The following is a 17743-nucleotide window of genomic DNA, read 5'->3' as shown; positions in this document are numbered from 1 at the left end:
ACCCTCCAATTAAAATATAAATCTCTTTTTTTATTCTACACTAACTTGTAATTTATTTCCATATTACATACTATAGAATTATGATTAGCAAAATATAGAATGTATTGTTATTTACGAATGCTCTATGTCAGAGGTTATAATGGATGACGCAAAATATATGGACCTGGCTATTAAAGAAGGGCTGAAGGGGCTGGCCACAGGAGAAGTTCCAATCGGCGCTGTTCTGACCCTTGATGATCTTGTCATTGCCATAGGCCATAACACCAAGGAAACGATGAATGATCCCTCGGGCCATGCCGAGATACAGGTAATAAAAAGTGCCTCAAAATTCCTGTCCCGCTGGCGTTTGACGGGTTGTACTCTTTATGTTACCATAGAGCCATGCCCTATGTGCGCCGGTGCAATTATGGGTTCCCGTATATCAAGACTTGTGTACGGGGCTCCCAATATGCAGTATAGTGGTATTAATTCCACCTTTCAGATCGGGCAGTCTCAGGCACTCAACCATAATCTCTCCATTACCGCCGGAGTCAGATTCAATGAGTGCAAGGAACTGATGGACAAGTTCTTTTTATTGAGCCGGGAGCGCCATTAACTTAATATGGAGCAGTATCGAAGTGGTCATAACGAAGCGGACTCGAAATCCGTTAGCCGTTCGCGGCCCGTGGGTTCGAATCCCACCTGCTCCGCCAGAAATAAAAGCAGAATTATCTTTTTTAGAAAATTCTGCTTTTTCTATTGCACGGAAAATTTATTAACTTAACCTGTACGTGATATAATATTTAAAATAACTTTTAACTATGGAGGATTTTAACTTGATACTGAAAAGAAAACTATTCGTATTGGCCTCTGCTCTTTTCATTGCAGGCGGGATTCTCTCTTCCGACGCCAAGACGCTGCTTCTGGTTCCTCAAGATAACCGTCCCGTAAGCTTATCCTATACAGTTTCGACAGCAACAAAAGCAGGCTATACGGTTCTTACACCCCCGGACGCATATCTGTCTGGAAAAAATTATCAGGGCAGCCCCGATCTTATCTGGCAATGGGTAGACAGGAACATAGGCAAAGCAGATGCTGCTATCCTCTCCACTGACACCCTGATTTACGGAGGACTCGTTGATTCAAGAAAGCATAATGAATCGCTTGAGACTTTGGAGAACAGAGCTGACCGTATCCGTACACTTCACAGGAGGTTCCCGAATGTACCGATTTATGCATTCGGTACAATTATGAGAACTCCTTATGCTTCCAGCGGCGGAGTAGAGCCCTATTACTACAGCAGCTACGGTACATCATTATACAGAATTTCTGCCCTGCAGGATAAAATGGATATCGGGACGATCTCCAATGCTGAAACCGCTGAGCTGCTCTCTTTAAAGCTGTCTATCCCTTCGGAATACCTTCAGGACTGGTATAAAAGAAGAACTAAAAATATGATCATCAACAAGAAGCTGATTGAAGACACACGCGAAGGTGTTTTTGCGTACTTCTGTGAAGGGCACGATGATAACAGCAAAAACTCTCAGTCTGCTTTGGAGTCCAGGTACCTGACCAAGGATGCGAAGGGCCTCTCCCCTAAAATTTACGGTTCCTTCCCAGGCGCCGATCAGCTGGCTCTGCTTTTGATTGCCAGATACCACAATGATGCTAATCACCTGAAACCGACATTTTCTGTGATCTATCCTTTAGGCCGTGAAGAAGATACAGTTCCAAGCTATGAAAATCAGCCAATAGGTAAAACAATAGAAGAACACGTCATTGCAGCAGGCGGAACGATTATCAAGAAGAATACCCCGGATATTATGCTTGCTGTTAATACGCCTCTTGTTTCGACTGGAGAATCCGGAACATTCAGCAACTATGGCATGATGAAGCAAAGCACGACTGATTTCATGAATCAGGTCGACAGCATTATCGATCGGGGAATTCCGGTTGCCATGGTTGATGTTTACTTTGCAAACGGCTCCGATAATACTCTGATGAAGCTAATGCAGAAGCATGACATTCTCTACAAAGTAGCTGCCTATGACGGATGGAATACTGCATCGAATACAATCGGTTTCGCCATCGCACAGGCTATACTGGCTCCTGACATGTCCGCGCAGGATCATAAAGATATGCTTACCGAGCAATATCTCGACAACTGGGCTTATCAGGCAAATATCCGCAAAGATATTACCAGAATGTGTGAATCTCAGCATACAAACTATATCCCAACCCCGGCCATCAAGGAAGAAATGATAGCTGAAGTCCAGGATTTTGCGAAGAGAAAATTAGGATTGAATCCGGCCACCGTTTCAGCAGATTTTCCATGGAACCGCCTGTTCGAAATCGATGCAAAAGTCTCTCCGACACCTATATATCCCGTCTATATGACGCAGGCAGCCAAGAGACTCAAAGAAGAGCAGGAAGCTGCCAGAAAGTTGAAAGAAGCGCAGGAACAGCAGAAGGCAAAAGCAGTATCCGCTTCCTCCCCCGTGCAGGCTAAGGAAAGCACTGCATCTGAAGGTACGGATATCTCGACCGTCTATATAAATAAATAAAAATCCGCAGCAAAAAGGAGACCAGCATTTGAAACTGGTCTCCTTTTTTATTAACCGTTTTTGACGCTTTTTTCCATTTCTTTTGCAGACTCTAAGGCGCTTGCCGAATCATCGGTGCCGGAAATCATCAGCGCAATGGCATTCAGATGCTGGCTTTCGTTAAGAAGATCTGCCTCAGCAAACGTATGCCCATCAATGACTTTCTTTGCAATTTTATAATGCCTGTCAGCAATGCATGCGGTCTGAGGAAGATGCGTAATACATAAAATCTGCAAAGATTTGGACAGGATTCCGATTTTCTTCGCAACCTGAATAGCAACACGGCCGCTGATGCCCACATCAATTTCATCAAATATCAGTGTCTGTCTTTTCAAGAGGTTGGAAATGACCATTTCAATGGCTAACGCAATTCTGGAAATTTCGCCGCCGGATGCAGTATCCTTCATGCTTCTTAAAGGTTCGCCCGTATTGGCGGAAAAATAAAATTCCATTTCAAGAGCACCGTTGGGAACAGGGTCTTTCGCAGGTACGAGGTGCAGCTCCATCCTGGCATTATTCATCCCCATATCTTTCAAGATATCGACTACACGGTTCAGGATTCTGGCGGAAGAAACCTGTCTTAAGTGATTCAACGATTCTGCTGCCTGCATAACCGTCTTCGTCAATACGTTGAATTTTTCCCGCATACTGTCATTATCATAAATGATTTCCTTAAGGGAATCATACTCTGCCTTTGCATTGGCTTCATATGCGATTACGTCCTTAATGGCAGGACCAAATTTTTTCTTCATTTCAAGAATAACTTCATTTCTTTCCTGAAGCCCGCTAAGTTCTTCCTCCGAGAAATCGCTGCCCGACAAGTATGATTCAATTCCCGTGATTGTGTCTTCCAGAGAATATGCTGCTGAATCCAAAGATTCCGAGAGTGATGCAATGGAGTTGTCATAGGAAGAGGCAATGGATACCTCCTTGACTGCCTTTGCTATACTATCCTGTACCCCGTTATCAGCTGTGATAATATCCAGTGCTTCCTGCAATGCCCTCAGGATCTTCTCATGATTTTGAAGGATATTCAGCTTGCTGCTTACTTCCTCATCTTCTCCCTCATGGAGATCTGCTGCATTGATTTGGTTGAGTTCCCATTCCAGGGTATCAAGCCTGCGTTCTCTCTCCTGTTTCCTTAACTTATAATCATCGAGATCATCTTTTAATTTTTTCCATTCTTTGTACAGTTCCCGATATTTCTTATACGCTGCTATGACATCCGGAGTACCCGTATCCACCATTCTTTCGCAAAACGGGATTGACAGAAGTTCCATATTATCATTCTGCTCATAAAGCCTCACAAGTTTGCTTCCAAGACTTTGCAGCTGGCGGACCGTACAGAAATTGCCGTTAATCGTGCATATGCCTCTTCCATTTCTATTGAGTCTTCTGGATAAGATAAGCTGATTGCCGTCGGTATCGATACCTTCCTTCTGAAGATCTTCAATGATAATGTCATCTACATAAAACACGCCTTCGATTTTGAAGTAATCAGCTCCCGTACGTATGAAATCAGTCTTTGCACGCCTTCCCATTAAAACTGCCAGTGCATCAATAACGATAGACTTCCCCGATCCGGTCTCGCCCGTGCAGATTGTCACGCCGGATGCCAGATCAAGAACAGTATCTTTAATGATTGCAAAGTTAATGATATGAAGACTTTGAAGCATTATTCACCGCCTCACTTTTATGACTTTAAAAGTCCTTGAATATGTTCAAGAAAGACAGGAACGTCTTCCGGGCTCTTCAAAATGATCAGAATCGTATCGTCCCCGGCCAGCGTTCCTATAACCACATCAGACTTGGCATGATCGATAGCAAATGCAACTGCCGATGCGGAACCGGGAATCGTGTGTAAAACGACAAGGTTCATGCTGCTGTCAATCTTTGTGACTGCCTGCTGGAACAACATGGCTGTGTGGTTCTTGGGCATGACATTTTGCTTTTCATCAGATAAGGCGTATCTATAATGCCTGTCCTTGTAGGGAACCTTAATCAGCATAAGCTCCTTGATATCCCTGGATACAGTTGCCTGTGTAACTACGATCCCCTCTTTTTTCAAAGCGGCAGCCAATTCTTCCTGTGTCTCAATGACCTGATTCTGTATGATTTCCTTTATCTTCATTATTCTATATCTTTTCATTATATCTACCTTTCCTATTGCTTCCTTTACAAGAGTCTTCGATCACCGGTTCACGATGAGATCCTTACAAATGAATAGACATACTTTAAATCCTATGAATATTTATTATAAATTTTAAAGCATTTAGTGAATAAGGTCAATGATTTCTGTATAAAAATTCTTTTTACGGATTACTTTCCTGAAATTTTATTAAGTTTTCAGTCAGGATTTTCTGCTATTGTCCGTTTAACGCTCTTGATAATGCAAACAATTACAAAATAAATGCATGAAATCAGATATTCTGTTATAATTTAATAAAGAAAATCAATTCATTGTATAGAGGGATATGTATATGGATAAATATATCGGAAAGCATTTGCTGGTTGACTGCTATGGATGCAGACCTTCTTCTATAGATTCGTCACCAGACCTGCTTGCAGCCATGATTGATGCTGCTGAAAAAATCGGAATGACATTAAAAGAAAATTTCTGCCATGAAAGCGAAGATGAGGTAATCATTGCTGCTTACGGAGATAAATCTCATATCTGCGTACATGCCTACCCGCAGCTTTGTTATGCAGCCGTGGATATTTACAGCTTTGATGCAGATTTAAAACCAACCCGTACCATGGTGATGCTGCGAAACTATTTCCATCCGGAAAAAATCAGGGCAACCTCGGTCAAGAGAGGAAATATAAATCCTGATATGAAGCCTAATATCCATTCAAAATCGACCACAATGCATAAATTCAAAAATACAGGACATCAGATGTCGGCTGCCGGAAAGAAAGTAGCCAGCTACATTGTCCACAGAAATGAAAAGAGAGACGGCCTTGGACCGGAATAACTTTTGCAGCCCAATATATTCGTTTATCAGGATCAATACTAATTAAAAAAAGAGCACTGCCTTTTCGGCATGTGCTCATTTTTTATTGGTGTTACGCTCTTAAATTAATTCCTGCCTTTGCAAGTGCATTGACAATATTGTTCACCCACTGATCTACTTCTGCATCGGTAAGGGTTCTGTCTGCTGCACGGAAAGACAGCTTGTAGGCCATACTCTTGAAGCCTTCCTTAACCTGTTCCCCCTGATACAAGTCGAACAGATACAGGGATTCCAGATTATCTCCTGCTGCATCATGAATGATCTTTTCTACATCAATATTCATGTACTGCGTCGGAACCATCATTGACAGATCTCTTGTTGAGGATGGGAATTTAGGAATCTTATGATAATCTATGACCTCATCGACAATACCAAGGACTTCCGGAATGGAAATGACGAAACCGAAGACCTTTTTCTTTATATTCATCTGATCCAGCACGGAAGGATGCAATGCGCCAAAAGAAGCGATTACCTTTCCATTTCTGACAAAATCTGCAGAAATACCTGGATGGAATACAGGATATGTGGACCTAACAGTTTCATACCCCTTGATGTTCAGTGCCTTGAATACATCTTCCATGATTCCCTTAACATCAAAGAAATCATATTCCCTGTCGCTGTTTGGATAGCCTTTTTCTTCAGGGCCGCCGCAAAGCAGGCCGGAAACCAGCGCATATTCATAAGGAAGTTCTGTTAATGGAAGCGACTTTGGCTGATAAACATGTCCATGTTCAAAAATAGAAATCTGTTCATTATGCTGCGCCAGATTGTAAGCCAGAGTATGAAGAAGTCCTGGCAGCAGCGTTGTTCTCATATCAGGATATTCTTCTGAAATAGGATTCATGATCTTGATTGCGTTGTAAACCTTATCCGTTTCAGGATAGTTGAGCTTTTTCAGTTCCTTCTTATCCATGAAGCTGTAATTTACAACCTGTGACATTCCATCAGCAATCAATGTATCGCTGATATTGAAGAGAACCTTCTGCTCATCTGAGATGCTGCCCTTCTTAATAGCACTCCATGGGGTTTTATTTGGAATATTCGCATATCCGTATACTCTTGCCACTTCTTCTGCCAAATCAGGCATTCCTTCAAGATCAAGCCTGAAATCCGGGACAGTGACTGTAAGCGTTCCTTCCGATTCCTTAACATCGAAATGAAGGCTGGTCAGAATGTTAATGATTCTTTCAGCAGGAATTTCAATGCCGATATAATCATTGATTTTTCTTACAGAAGTAACGATGACCTGAGATTCTGCCTTGACCGGATATTCATCAACCATTCCGGATGCAACCTGGCAGGCTCCCTGTTCTTCAAGAAGCTGGCAGATTCTATTGATGGCCATTTCCGTTCTTGCTGGATTGATCCCTTTTTCGTAACGTCCGGAAGCTTCGGAACGAAGGCCCAGGCGGCGTGAAGTACGTCTTATGGATGCGCTGTCGAAAACAGCTGCTTCCAAGAGGACATTCTTCGTCGATTCCGTAACTTCAGAATTCAGTCCTCCCATGACACCGGCTATACATGCAGCAGTATTGCTTCCATCAGCAATAACAAGATCGGAAGAGGATAAGATTCTTTCGTTTTCATCAAGGGTTACTATCTTTTCTCCCTCTTCTGCATGACGGCATGTCAATGAATGGCCGGCAATCTTGTCATAATCATACGTATGAAGAGGCTGCCCGATTTCAAGCATAACGTAATTGGCTGCATCAACCACATTATTGATCGGCCTGATTCCATTGCTTCTCAGGCGGTTTTCAATCCACACAGGAGAACGTGTAATGGTGACATTTTCCAGGAGACGTCCGCAAAAACGCTTGCAGTATTTGGGATCGCTGATATGAACAGAAGCACGTCCAGCAATCGGGAGACCCGTTTCCCTGACTTCGATTTCCGGCAAGGTTACCTTGCGGTTGAATATTGCGCCAACTTCAAGCGCCATACCTATCATGCTGAAGCAGTCGGCTCTGTTGGCAGTCAATTCCATTTCATAAACAACGTCATCCAAATCAAATAAGGTATGAATATCATTCCCTACCGGTGTATCCTTTGGAAGAATCAGAATACCTTCCTTATTAAGTTCAGGATAAAGGTTCAAATCAAGGCCCAGTTCGCCAGCGGAACACATCATTCCGTCAGATTCAACACCTCTGAGCTTTCCTGCCTTGATCAGTGTATCACCAAACTTGAGACCTGAAGGCTGGCTTGCATCATGAGTTGCCGGCACATGCGCACCATCCAGAGCGACCGGTACAATCTGTCCTGGTTCAACATTATGCGCACTGGTAACGATCTGAACGGTTTTGCCGCTTCCAACATTGACCTTGCAGACTAAAAGGCGGTCTGCATCAGGATGCTTGTCAACGCTGAGGATTTCCCCGGTTACAACGCCCCTGAGGTTCTTTCCCGGATAAATGACATGTTCAACCGGTATTCCGTCTATGGTCAGAGTTTCGGCCATTTCTTCAGCATCGAGGCCCTTTATATCAACTAATGTACTCAGCCATTTTAAAGATACATTCATTCTAATATCCCCTCTCTGTCTTAGAACTGTTCCAAAAATCTTACATCATTTTCATAGAAGTTTCTAAGATCATCAATTCCGTAAAGCAGCATGGCAATACGTTCAATACCCATACCGAAGGCAAAGCCGCTGACCTGCTGCGGATCATACCCGTTAAGGCTCAATACCTGAGGATGCACCATGCCGCAGCCAAGGATTTCCAGCCAGTCAGGATCTCCGCCCTCATCATGAGTTCTGGAAGCAAAGGAGATGTCGACTTCGGCAGATGGTTCTGTGAACGGGAAGTAGCTGGCTCTGAATCTGATCTTTGTATCGGAACCAAACAGATCCTTTAAGAAAATTTCCAGTGTTCCTTTCAAATCAGCAAAACTGATACCTTTATCAACGACTAAGCCTTCTACCTGATGGAATACAGGAGAATGTGTAGCATCATTATCCCAGCGGAAAACTTTGCCGGGAGCAATCATTCTGATTGGAGAGTTTGGTTCATGTCTTCTAAGGGTGCGGGCCTGAACCGGAGAAGTGTGTGTTCTTAAAAGAATTTCATTTGTTATGTAGAATGAATCCTGCATATCTCTGGCAGGATGATCTTTCGGCAGGTTGAGGCATTCAAAGTTATAATAATCTGATTCGATTTCCGGTCCTTCTTCGACAGAGTAACCCATACGGACAAAGGATTCCATGATCTTTCTCAAAGCTTTGTCTAATGGATGAACATGACCGGCCTTATGGTGTCTGGCGGGCAGTGTAATATCAACGGTCTCATTTTTAATCTGGCTTTCCAGGCGCTTAGCCTTAAGCTGTGCCTGCTTTTCACCGATGAAAGATTCAACAGCAGCCCTGACTGTATTTGCTGCAGCACCGATAACCGGACGCTGGTCAGCGGGAACGTCTTTCATGTTTTTAAGGATTGCGGTCAGCTTTCCTTTCTTGCCAAGATAAAATACTTTGGCATCCTGCAGTTCTCTTTCATCAACTGCTGCACTGATCTTTTCTTCGGCAGATTTCTGTAATTCAGCTAAATCAGTATTGATGAAATTAACAACCTCATTGCCAAGTTCCTTTGCAATTTTCATGAATTCGACATCCTCGAGCAATTTGTGGGATTTGATATCATTCAGCAGAATGTTTAAAGATTTGCGGACGTCAGGCAGGTTTTCTACGCTTAAGTCACCCTCCCTGCATTTTTTAAGCATTTGCTGAGCTTTTACCTTAAGCTCTTCTAAATCCTTGTCCATGTTCCAGTCCCCTCCTGTAAAAATACTTTTATGATGTAATCAGAAAAGTGAACAATCAAATAATGGAATAAAAAAAGAACCCAGCCCCGGCAAAGGGGCGAGGTTCTCTTACTCGCGGTACCACCCTAATTTATATCTTGAAAACCTTAACGCAGTCCCTACGTCTGGCCTACTCCGTTCAGCCAAAAGCTCTGAAGTGAATAAACTCCGGTACTCTTCCAATGTTCCACTATCATCGGATCCCTATGAGAGAACTTAGGAGTTCTGTCTTCGTCATTGCTATAATGATAAAAATATTTTAACATTCCAGACGGAAATGTCAATTAAAATTTCCAATTAATATAATGCAGCATTGGCGATAACCAGTCTCTGTACCTGATTGGTCCCTTCATAAATCTGCATGATCTTGGCGTCGCGCATGTACTTCTCATTCGGATTTTCACGGGAATATCCATTGCCGCCCATCACCTGCACGGCAGTCGTGGTTACTTCCATTGCCACATCAGATGCATAGCACTTGGACATGGAAGAATACAGAGAAGCCTGTTTGTCATTATTCATTTCAAGCCAGCAGGCTTTATAAACAAGAGCTCTTGCAGCTTCTGTCTTCATGACCATATCGGCAATCATTTCCTGAACCATTTCGAACGATGCAATCTTCTGTCCGAACTGCTGGCGCTGATGGGCATAGTGAATAGCATGTTCAAGAGCCGCCTGTGCAATGCCGACAGAAATAGCGCCTACAATGGGACGGGACTTCTCTAAAGTTTCCATCGCAATACGGAATCCCATACCATTTCTGCCTACCAGAGCTGTTGCCGGCACGAAGCAGTCATCAAGAATGATTTCAGATGTAGCAGATGCTCTGATACCCATCTTGTCTTCTTCTTTGCCAATTGTAACGCCCGGTGTGTTTCTATCTACCATAAATACAGTCAGCCCGCGAATACCGCCGGATTCTCTTGTATTTGCAAAAAGAGTAATCTTATCAGCAATCGGTGCATTGGTTATGAAGCATTTCGTACCATTAAGCAGATATCCGCCTTCTACTTTTTTGGCTTTGCATGCAACAGCCCCGGCATCAGATCCTGCCCCCGGTTCGGTAAGAGCAAAACAAGCCATGCCGCCCTTGTTCAGGCAGTCGAAGTATTCCTTTTTCTGTTCTTCAGAGCCTGCTACAACAACCGGGAAAGAAGCTAAGGAGTTAGCAGCACAGACCGTAGCAACACCAGCGCATCCCTTTGCGATTTCTTCTGTCACCAGAGCAACCGTCATAAGATCCAGTCCTGGTCCGCCATACTCAGCTGGCACAGCCAGTGTAGTCATTCCTGACTGTTTCAGGATATTAAGAAGATCTTCATCCATAACTCCGCTTTTATCAATATCCAAAGCTCTGGGAGCTATTTCCTTCTCACTAATTTCTCTAGCTAATCCGATTAGCTCCTGCTGTTTGGCTGTCAGCGAAAAATCCATACTTTACCTCCATTAGGTACATAAAAATTAACAATACAGCGATTCAACGGTTTCTTCTCTATTTTGCTTATGCTGAGAAAGAATAGTCTGAAAAATCATCAAGTGCAATTAATACTGATCTCTGTAAAATTTTAGCATATCAGCCTTAATAAAGAAATAATCAGTTCAATAAAACAGGAAATCAATTATCTGACTTATTCATAATGAAGGGCGTCAATTGGGTTTAATTTTGCAGCCTTTTGTGCTGGATATATGCCAAAAATCAAACCAATAAGCACAGAGAACAAGAAAGATCCCAAAATCGGGGTTACTGTCAAAACAGTTGTTAAGGTAGAAATATATGGAATGATCTTTGAAATAATAATTCCAAGGATGACCCCGATCAGCCCGCCGGCGACACTGACTGTCACAGATTCAATCAAGAACTGGACAATAATCATTTCATAAGTTGCTCCAAGCGCCTTCCTGATACCGATTTCTTTTGTACGCTCCGTAACGGAAACGAGCATGATATTCATGATGCCGATACCGCCTACCAAAAGGGAAATAGCAGCGATACTTCCCAGGAAAATGGTCAATGTTCTGGTCGTTGATTCCATTGTCTTCAGAAGATCCTGAGAATTCTGAATAGAAAAATCATCATCAGCCCCGGTTGCTATATGATGCCTGAGTCTCAGCAGGTTCGTAACATCCGTTTCTATCTGATTCAAATCACTGCTGTTCTCCGAAGAGATGGCAATATTATTGACATATGTTATATGGAGCATTCTTTCCTGTACGGTAGTAAACGGAATGAGAATACGGTCATCCTGATCCATAAAGGAATACCCTTTTGCCTCAAGCAGTCCGATAACGGTAAACGGATCACCATTAATACGTATCTTCTGCCCGATCGGGGACTCCTCTCCAAATAGGCTTGTTGCTACCGTCTGGCCGATGACAGCCACTCTTGCCCTTTCATTGTATTCCCTTGCCGTCCAGAAGCGTCCCTCTGAAACATTCAGATCTGAAAGCTTGGCATAGTCTTCTGTACATCCATAGATACGGGTTGTCCAGTTCTTATTGCCATTGACAACGACATAGCTTGTATTAACCAGCGGTGCTGCATATGAGATATTAGGAAGATTCTTTATTGCTTCATAATCCTTGTATGTCAAAGTCTGCATAGAACCGGCAGCCGGTCTTATGCCAGGCTTTCTGCCTGTGCCAGGAGTAATAGTGATTGTATTCGTTCCCAGACTTGAGATATTGCTTTCGATTGATGACTGGACACCATAACCTATGGACATCAATGCGATGACTGCAGCAACACCGATAATAATACCGAGCATTGTCAACAGTGACCGCATTTTATTGCTGATGATAGAACTCCAGGCCATCAATACACTTTCAAAATATATATTTGTCATAGCAAACGCCCCTTAAAGTCTTTGCTAATATGGCCATCAGACAATACGACATGGCGGTTGGCATAATTGGCTACATCCGTTTCGTGAGTAACCAGTATAACCGTCTTCCCCATTTTATAAAGGTCGGCAAATATCTCCATGACTTCCTTGGTCGAGTGGCTGTCAAGATTGCCTGTAGGTTCATCTGCCATGATAATGGCTGGATCATTGACCAATGCTCTGGCGATGGCAACACGTTGCCTCTGACCACCTGACATCTCTGCCGGCATATGATCTATGCGGTCGCCCAGACCTACTGATTCCAGCATTTTCACTGCACGTTCTTTGCGCTCTTTTTTAAAGACATTTCCGTATATCATAGGAAGAATGACGTTATCAAGAGCTGACAGGCGCGGCAGCAGATTGAAGCTCTGGAAAACGAATCCGATCTTCTTGTTTCTGGTATATGCCAATTCCTTGTCTGTCAGATTAGCGACTTCTTTTCCATCTAATTTATAGGATCCTTTTGTCGGCCGGTCAAGACAGCCTAAGATATTCATCAGTGTGGACTTGCCAGCCCCGGAAGGCCCCATAATTGACACAAATTCCCCCTTAGTGATGGAAAGATCTATATGCGTCAAAACAGGCACTTCCTGATCACCGATGTAGTAACTCTTTCCTATTCCCTGGAGCCGGATAACTTCTTCAGCTTGCTTGTCTGTTTTTATTGCCATTAGAACCCCGGTCCTCTCCGCGTATTCTTTGTCGTCGGAGCCGCAGTTTTTTCCTGAGATACAGTACCGCTTACGACGATTTGATCGCCTTCGCTTACGCCAGAAATCACCTCTACGGCCTTATCTGTTGTAATTCCTGTCTTTATATAGGACTTCTTGATCCCGTCTCCATCCTTTACATATACGTAAGATCCATTTGAATCCGTCCTGACTGCAGTTACCGGAACAGTCAAGACATCATCATCCTGACGTCCCTTGATTGTTGCGCGGGCAGTCATAGAGGGATACAGCCCGTCCAATTCGTCCTTATTGATTCCAACATAAACCGTATAATATACGACAGAGCTGGAAGAGCTGGAGGACGATCCGGAAGAAGAATACTGCTTCTTGGAAATATCAGTAACAACACCATGGAATGTCTTATTCGGATACGCATCAACGGTGAATTCTACACCCTGTCCGACAGCTACTTCGCCAATATCTGTTTCATCTACCAGGAGCTCAATACGCATGGAAGAAAGATCAGCAACGCTCACAATGACCATCTGGCTGGACAGCCCCTGGGAGACGGTTTCCCCTTCCTTCATTGGTTCGCCAATGACAACCCCGTCCATTGGAGAAACGATGACTGTATCATTGACATCTGCCTGTGCTTTGTCATAGGATGCCTGTGCATTCAAATAATCAAGTCTGGCATTGTCCATTTCCTGATAAGATATCGCTCCCTGTTTATAAAGGTTATTCAATCTATCGTAATAGGATTCCTTATTCGACAATGTATTCTGAGCCTGTTTCATTGTGGAAGTCAGTGCTTTCGATTCGATGGTTGCCAGCGTCTCGCCCTTAGTGACTTTCTCATTCTGCTTGACATAGACCTTTTCCAATGTGCCGGATGCTGTCGCAGACAAATCAACGCTGTTTACCGGTTCAATGGTTCCTGTTGCATCAATAGATAAACCTATATTGCTCCTTGCAACAGTTCCCAGTGTGTAATCATCCTTTTTGGTTTCATTTGATTTGGTATACCAGTAGTATCCACCTGAAATAATAATCAAGATGATAACAATAATTGCTATTATGCCTTTTTTCTTTGTCATATACACCAACTCCTTATCGAGTGTTTGAATTCCATTCCCTATGGTTTAAATTATAGCACACATGATGCACTGCCCCCAATATTACCGAATCAAAAAAAGGGCGGGTACGCCTGCACCTGCATTGCGTACTCACCCTTTTTTGAAATTATATTCGTTCAATTAGAGATCCTGATAGAGCGGATACTTTTCACAAAGTTTTTTGACTCTTTCAGCACATGCTGATTTAACAGCTGCATCTTCAGGATTCTTGACTACAGATGCAATGATATCAGCAATTTCAACAAAATCTTCCTCAACAAGCCCTCTGGTCGTTAAGGCCGGAGATCCCAGACGAATGCCGCTTGTAACAAATGGGCTGAGCGTTTCGAATGGAATTGTGTTCTTATTGACAGTAATGCCAACTTCATCCAAAGCATTCTGTGCTGCTTTGCCAGTTGTGCCTACGGCCTGCATATCGGCTAAGAGTACGTGAGTATCCGTACCGCCGGAAACAACACGGATCCCGACACGCTGCAGTTCATCAGAAAGAACCTTCTCATTGCGTTTGATCTGTTTAGCATATTGTTTGAAGTCATCAGAGAGTGCTTCACCGAAAGCAACCGCTTTTGCTGCAATGATATGCATCAGAGGTCCACCCTGCATGCCAGGGAAAACGGCCTTATCAATGGCTTTTGCATACTGTTCCTTGCACATGATGACACCACCTCTTGGTCCGCGAAGTGTCTTATGTGTAGTTGTCGTTACGATATCTGCCCACGGAATCGGACTTGGATATTCGCCGCCTGCAACCAGACCTGCAAAATGAGCCATATCGACCATGAATAATGCGCCAACTTCTTTTGCAATTGCTGCAATACGTTCAAAGTCGATAATACGGGAATACGCGCTGGTGCCGCCGATAATTAATTTTGGCTGTACTTCCTTGGCAATCTTTTCCATGGCTTCATAATCAAGAAGTTCATCTTCTTTTCTGACGCCGTAAGGAACGACATTGAAATAGTTTCCGGAGATATTGACCGGACTTCCGTGTGTCAGATGACCACCGTCTGTAAGGTTCATACCCATGACGGTATCACCAGGATTCAGCAGCCCATAATAAACGGCAAAATTTGCCTGAGAGCCGGAATGTGGCTGAACATTGACATGTTCTGCACCAAAAAGTTCTTTGGCACGGTCGATAGCCAATTGCTCAACGATATCAACATATTCACATCCGCCATAATATCTCTTACCCGGATATCCTTCTGCATATTTATTGGTCAATACGCTTCCCTGAGCTTCCATAACGGCATAGCTGACAATATTTTCAGAGGCAATCATTTCCAGTTTATCCCTCTGGCGGCCTAATTCCTTCTGGATTGCTTCATATACTGCCTGATCAGCTTTTAAATGCTCCATATTCCCTTCCTCCTTGAAATCCCCACGAATTTAACTATTTCCAATTATCATTCCATAAAGAGATTCTGAAATCTTAATCCATTCCATCCTCTCTTTTATAGTGGGCACGTTCACCACCTATAAGAGGCGGCCTAGTTTTTGCACCGGAAACATAAGCCTGTCCGATTCTGTTCGCTTTCAGCCGGATGGGTACAGCCACTCTCTTAAGATGCATTCCAATCATAGTCAAACCTATATCAATACCTCCGCTGGCAGCTATTCTTTCAACTGCAACAGGATCCTTGAACTGATAGAAGGCACTTGTAGAAAATGCCCCGCCGGCGTGAAGCCATGGAACGACTGTAACTTCATCATACCCAAAGAATTCAGCATCTTCCCTTTCCATAATGAGAGCACGGTTTAAATGTTCACAGCACTGGAAAGCAAGCCTCAAATGTCTTTTGCCTGCTTCCTCGATAATTGTACTTGTAACAGCCTTGCCAACTTCATAAGAGCTGTCCTTTCCAATCACGCCTCCCCTTACTTCACTGGAAGATCCTCCGACCACAATTAAACTGCCGGATTTAAACTGGGCTGTTTCACAAAGCTCATTAAAGGAATTTCTTGTTTGTTCCTTGAGATCTTCATACATCTTACAATTCCTCGTTTTCTATCTTTTTTATTTTCTCCAAACGACGGGCATGACGTCCGCCCTCAAATTCACTGGATAAAAAAGTGTCGAGAATAGATTCAGCAAGTCCTGGCCCAATAACCCTTGCGCCAAGCGTCAATACATTGGCATCATTATGGGCACGAGTAAAGTGTGCTGAAAATTCATCACCGCACAGTGCAGCTCTGATTCCCTTCATTTTATTAGCTGCGATGCACATGCCGATACCGGTACCACAAACAAGGACAGCATACGTTGCCTCGCCATTCTGCACCAGTTTGCACGCTTTTTCAGCATAATCAGGGTAATCACAGGATTCTTCTGTATATGTGCCACAATCAACATAATCAATGTTCTTGTCGGATAAATGTTTAATCAAAACTGATTTTAATCCCACTCCGCCATGGTCACTTGCAATAGCTATTTTCATGTTTTTCCCTTTCGTCAAAATACATAAACTTTTATATAAAGTATACGCCTTATTGGAATTTATTGCAAACAAATATGCACTATGTACAGTTTAATGGTATCAATTGCACCTGCTACACTTAAGGCATCATTCAACTGTCTATTAAGTATACACATAATAACTTTACATTAAGTTTCTTTTTCCTCGACCACGATATGCCCGCCTGATGCTTTTTTCAGTCTGTTCATGATGGCGCGGCCTATACCTGCCTGATCTGTCCCTTCACCGTATATCTGCTCAACAGGCTGCTCATTGAAATATAAAAGCCCTGTGAATAAGTTATGTGCGAAACTGTCCTTATCCTCTCTCTTGCCCCAGATATAGCAGATCGCATCTTCAGGAAGCATCTCGGCCGTTTCTTCACTGACAAAAAATCCGATTTTACTTATATCTCCTTCATGAGCCTTTTCAAGGATTTTAGCGGCTGCAGAATCTCTGTCTCCTGTGTATACGGTCAAAGGCGCTTTCGGTGCATAGTGCCTGTACTTCATGCCCGGTGCTTTAGGATGACCTGTATCAACAATCAGATTGCTGTCCATTCTGGCGGGTCCTATTTCCTGTAGCATTTCAAGCGTGATGCCGCCTGGCCTGTAAACGACGATTTCTCCATTTTCTACACCGATAATGGTAGACTCCAGTCCTATGTTGCATGGGCCGTCATCGACTACAGCACTGATTCTCCCGTTCATATCATGAAGCACATCATCTGCTGTTGTCGGACTGGGCCTTCCTGAAATATTTGCACTGGGACCCGCAATAGGAACACCGGCTGCCTGAATAAGGGCTCTCGTCGCAGCATTCTGCGGGCACCTTAAAGCAACTGTATCAAGACCTCCGCTGGTTTCTTTCGGAATGATATCTTTCTTTGGAAAAACAATCGTAAGCGGTCCGGGCCAGAACTTCTCCATTAATTTGTTTTCTATGCTGCCTACATGCTTTACATATTTTTCTACTTCATTCCTGCCGGAAACATGTACAATCAGCGGATTATCGGACGGCCGCCCTTTTGCCGCATATATTTTTTTCGCAGCATCTGCATCCAGCGCATTGCCGCCAAGACCGTATACTGTTTCCGTTGGAAACGCAACAAGTCCGCCCTCTCTTAATATTTTGCCTAACTTGAAAACTTCTTCTTTATAATACGACTCATTTACATGAATTCGTTTTGTATTCATTT

The 17743-nt window shown here is 43.3% G+C and carries 15 protein-coding genes and 1 tRNA gene; 4 read left to right on the top strand and 12 right to left on the bottom strand.

All coding sequences use genetic code 11. From position 1 onward, the window contains the following. The first annotated feature begins 139 nt into the window (after window positions 1–139). From OIM03_05975 to OIM03_05965, 3 genes are all read left to right on the top strand, one after another. The gene (locus OIM03_05975; GenBank protein HJI73822.1) at window positions 140–595 is read left to right on the top strand and encodes a nucleoside deaminase; all 456 of its coding nucleotides are present in this window, start codon (window positions 140–142) and stop codon (window positions 593–595) included. Window positions 596–603: 8 nt separating this feature from the next. Further along, window positions 604–692, top strand: a tRNA-Ser gene (locus OIM03_05970). A 123-nt stretch (window positions 693–815) separates the two neighbouring features. Then, the gene (locus tag OIM03_05965; GenBank protein HJI73821.1) at window positions 816–2543 is read left to right on the top strand and encodes a DUF4127 family protein; all 1728 of its coding nucleotides are present in this window, start codon (window positions 816–818) and stop codon (window positions 2541–2543) included. Window positions 2544–2593: 50 nt separating this feature from the next. Here OIM03_05965 and recN read toward each other — a convergent pair whose 3' ends face one another. Both recN and argR read right to left on the bottom strand, forming a co-directional pair. Further along, a complete protein-coding gene (gene recN, locus OIM03_05960) occupies window positions 2594–4258 on the bottom strand; it encodes a DNA repair protein RecN (protein HJI73820.1) in 1665 nt (554 codons plus the stop codon). A gap of 17 nt (window positions 4259–4275) precedes the next feature. After that, window positions 4276–4731 (bottom strand): arginine repressor, encoded by a 456-nt coding sequence (argR, locus tag OIM03_05955; protein ID HJI73819.1) that lies wholly within the window; start codon window positions 4729–4731, stop codon window positions 4276–4278. A 331-nt stretch (window positions 4732–5062) separates the two neighbouring features. Between argR and OIM03_05950 the strand changes: the two genes are divergently transcribed. Continuing rightward, on the top strand, window positions 5063–5557 hold the full coding sequence (locus OIM03_05950) for an S-adenosylmethionine decarboxylase (protein HJI73818.1): 495 nt from the start codon (window positions 5063–5065) through the stop codon (window positions 5555–5557). Between the two features lie 91 nt (window positions 5558–5648). On the opposite strand, the gene pheT is transcribed toward OIM03_05950, so the two are convergent. The 10 genes from pheT to OIM03_05900 form a co-directional block, all read right to left on the bottom strand. Next, window positions 5649–8120 (bottom strand): phenylalanine--tRNA ligase subunit beta, encoded by a 2472-nt coding sequence (gene pheT, locus OIM03_05945; GenBank protein ID HJI73817.1) that lies wholly within the window; start codon window positions 8118–8120, stop codon window positions 5649–5651. A gap of 20 nt (window positions 8121–8140) precedes the next feature. Further along, window positions 8141–9154: a phenylalanine--tRNA ligase subunit alpha gene (gene pheS / locus OIM03_05940; GenBank protein HJI73816.1), complete on the bottom strand. Its 1014-nt coding sequence runs from the start codon at window positions 9152–9154 to the stop codon at window positions 8141–8143. 540 nt (window positions 9155–9694) lie between these two features. Continuing rightward, on the bottom strand, window positions 9695–10831 hold the full coding sequence (locus OIM03_05935) for an acyl-CoA dehydrogenase family protein (GenBank protein ID HJI73815.1): 1137 nt from the start codon (window positions 10829–10831) through the stop codon (window positions 9695–9697). Between the two features lie 194 nt (window positions 10832–11025). Continuing rightward, window positions 11026–12240: an ABC transporter permease gene (locus tag OIM03_05930; GenBank protein ID HJI73814.1), complete on the bottom strand. Its 1215-nt coding sequence runs from the start codon at window positions 12238–12240 to the stop codon at window positions 11026–11028. Next, a complete protein-coding gene (locus OIM03_05925) occupies window positions 12237–12953 on the bottom strand; it encodes an ABC transporter ATP-binding protein (GenBank protein ID HJI73813.1) in 717 nt (238 codons plus the stop codon). The genes OIM03_05930 and OIM03_05925 overlap by 4 nt, the downstream gene beginning before the upstream one ends. Beyond that, the gene (locus OIM03_05920) at window positions 12953–14050 is read right to left on the bottom strand and encodes an efflux RND transporter periplasmic adaptor subunit (GenBank protein HJI73812.1); all 1098 of its coding nucleotides are present in this window, start codon (window positions 14048–14050) and stop codon (window positions 12953–12955) included. Before OIM03_05920 ends, OIM03_05925 begins: the two co-directional genes overlap by 1 nt. 159 nt (window positions 14051–14209) lie before the next feature. Beyond that, window positions 14210–15448: a serine hydroxymethyltransferase gene (locus OIM03_05915; protein ID HJI73811.1), complete on the bottom strand. Its 1239-nt coding sequence runs from the start codon at window positions 15446–15448 to the stop codon at window positions 14210–14212. Window positions 15449–15521: 73 nt separating this feature from the next. Next, window positions 15522–16079, bottom strand: coding sequence for a TIGR01440 family protein (locus OIM03_05910; GenBank protein HJI73810.1), 558 nt, complete (start codon window positions 16077–16079; stop codon window positions 15522–15524). A 1-nt stretch (window position 16080) separates the two neighbouring features. Then, complete coding sequence (rpiB, locus tag OIM03_05905) at window positions 16081–16527, bottom strand: ribose 5-phosphate isomerase B (protein HJI73809.1); 447 nt, start codon at window positions 16525–16527, stop codon at window positions 16081–16083. A gap of 167 nt (window positions 16528–16694) precedes the next feature. Further along, a complete protein-coding gene (locus OIM03_05900; GenBank protein ID HJI73808.1) occupies window positions 16695–17741 on the bottom strand; it encodes an L-threonylcarbamoyladenylate synthase in 1047 nt (348 codons plus the stop codon). Window positions 17742–17743 lie beyond the last annotated feature (2 nt).

This window comes from Veillonellaceae bacterium, from assembly GCA_025992895.1.
Taxonomy (GTDB): Bacteria; Bacillota; Negativicutes; order Veillonellales; family Dialisteraceae; genus Dialister.
This window is presented reverse-complemented; position numbering and strand designations above follow the sequence as displayed.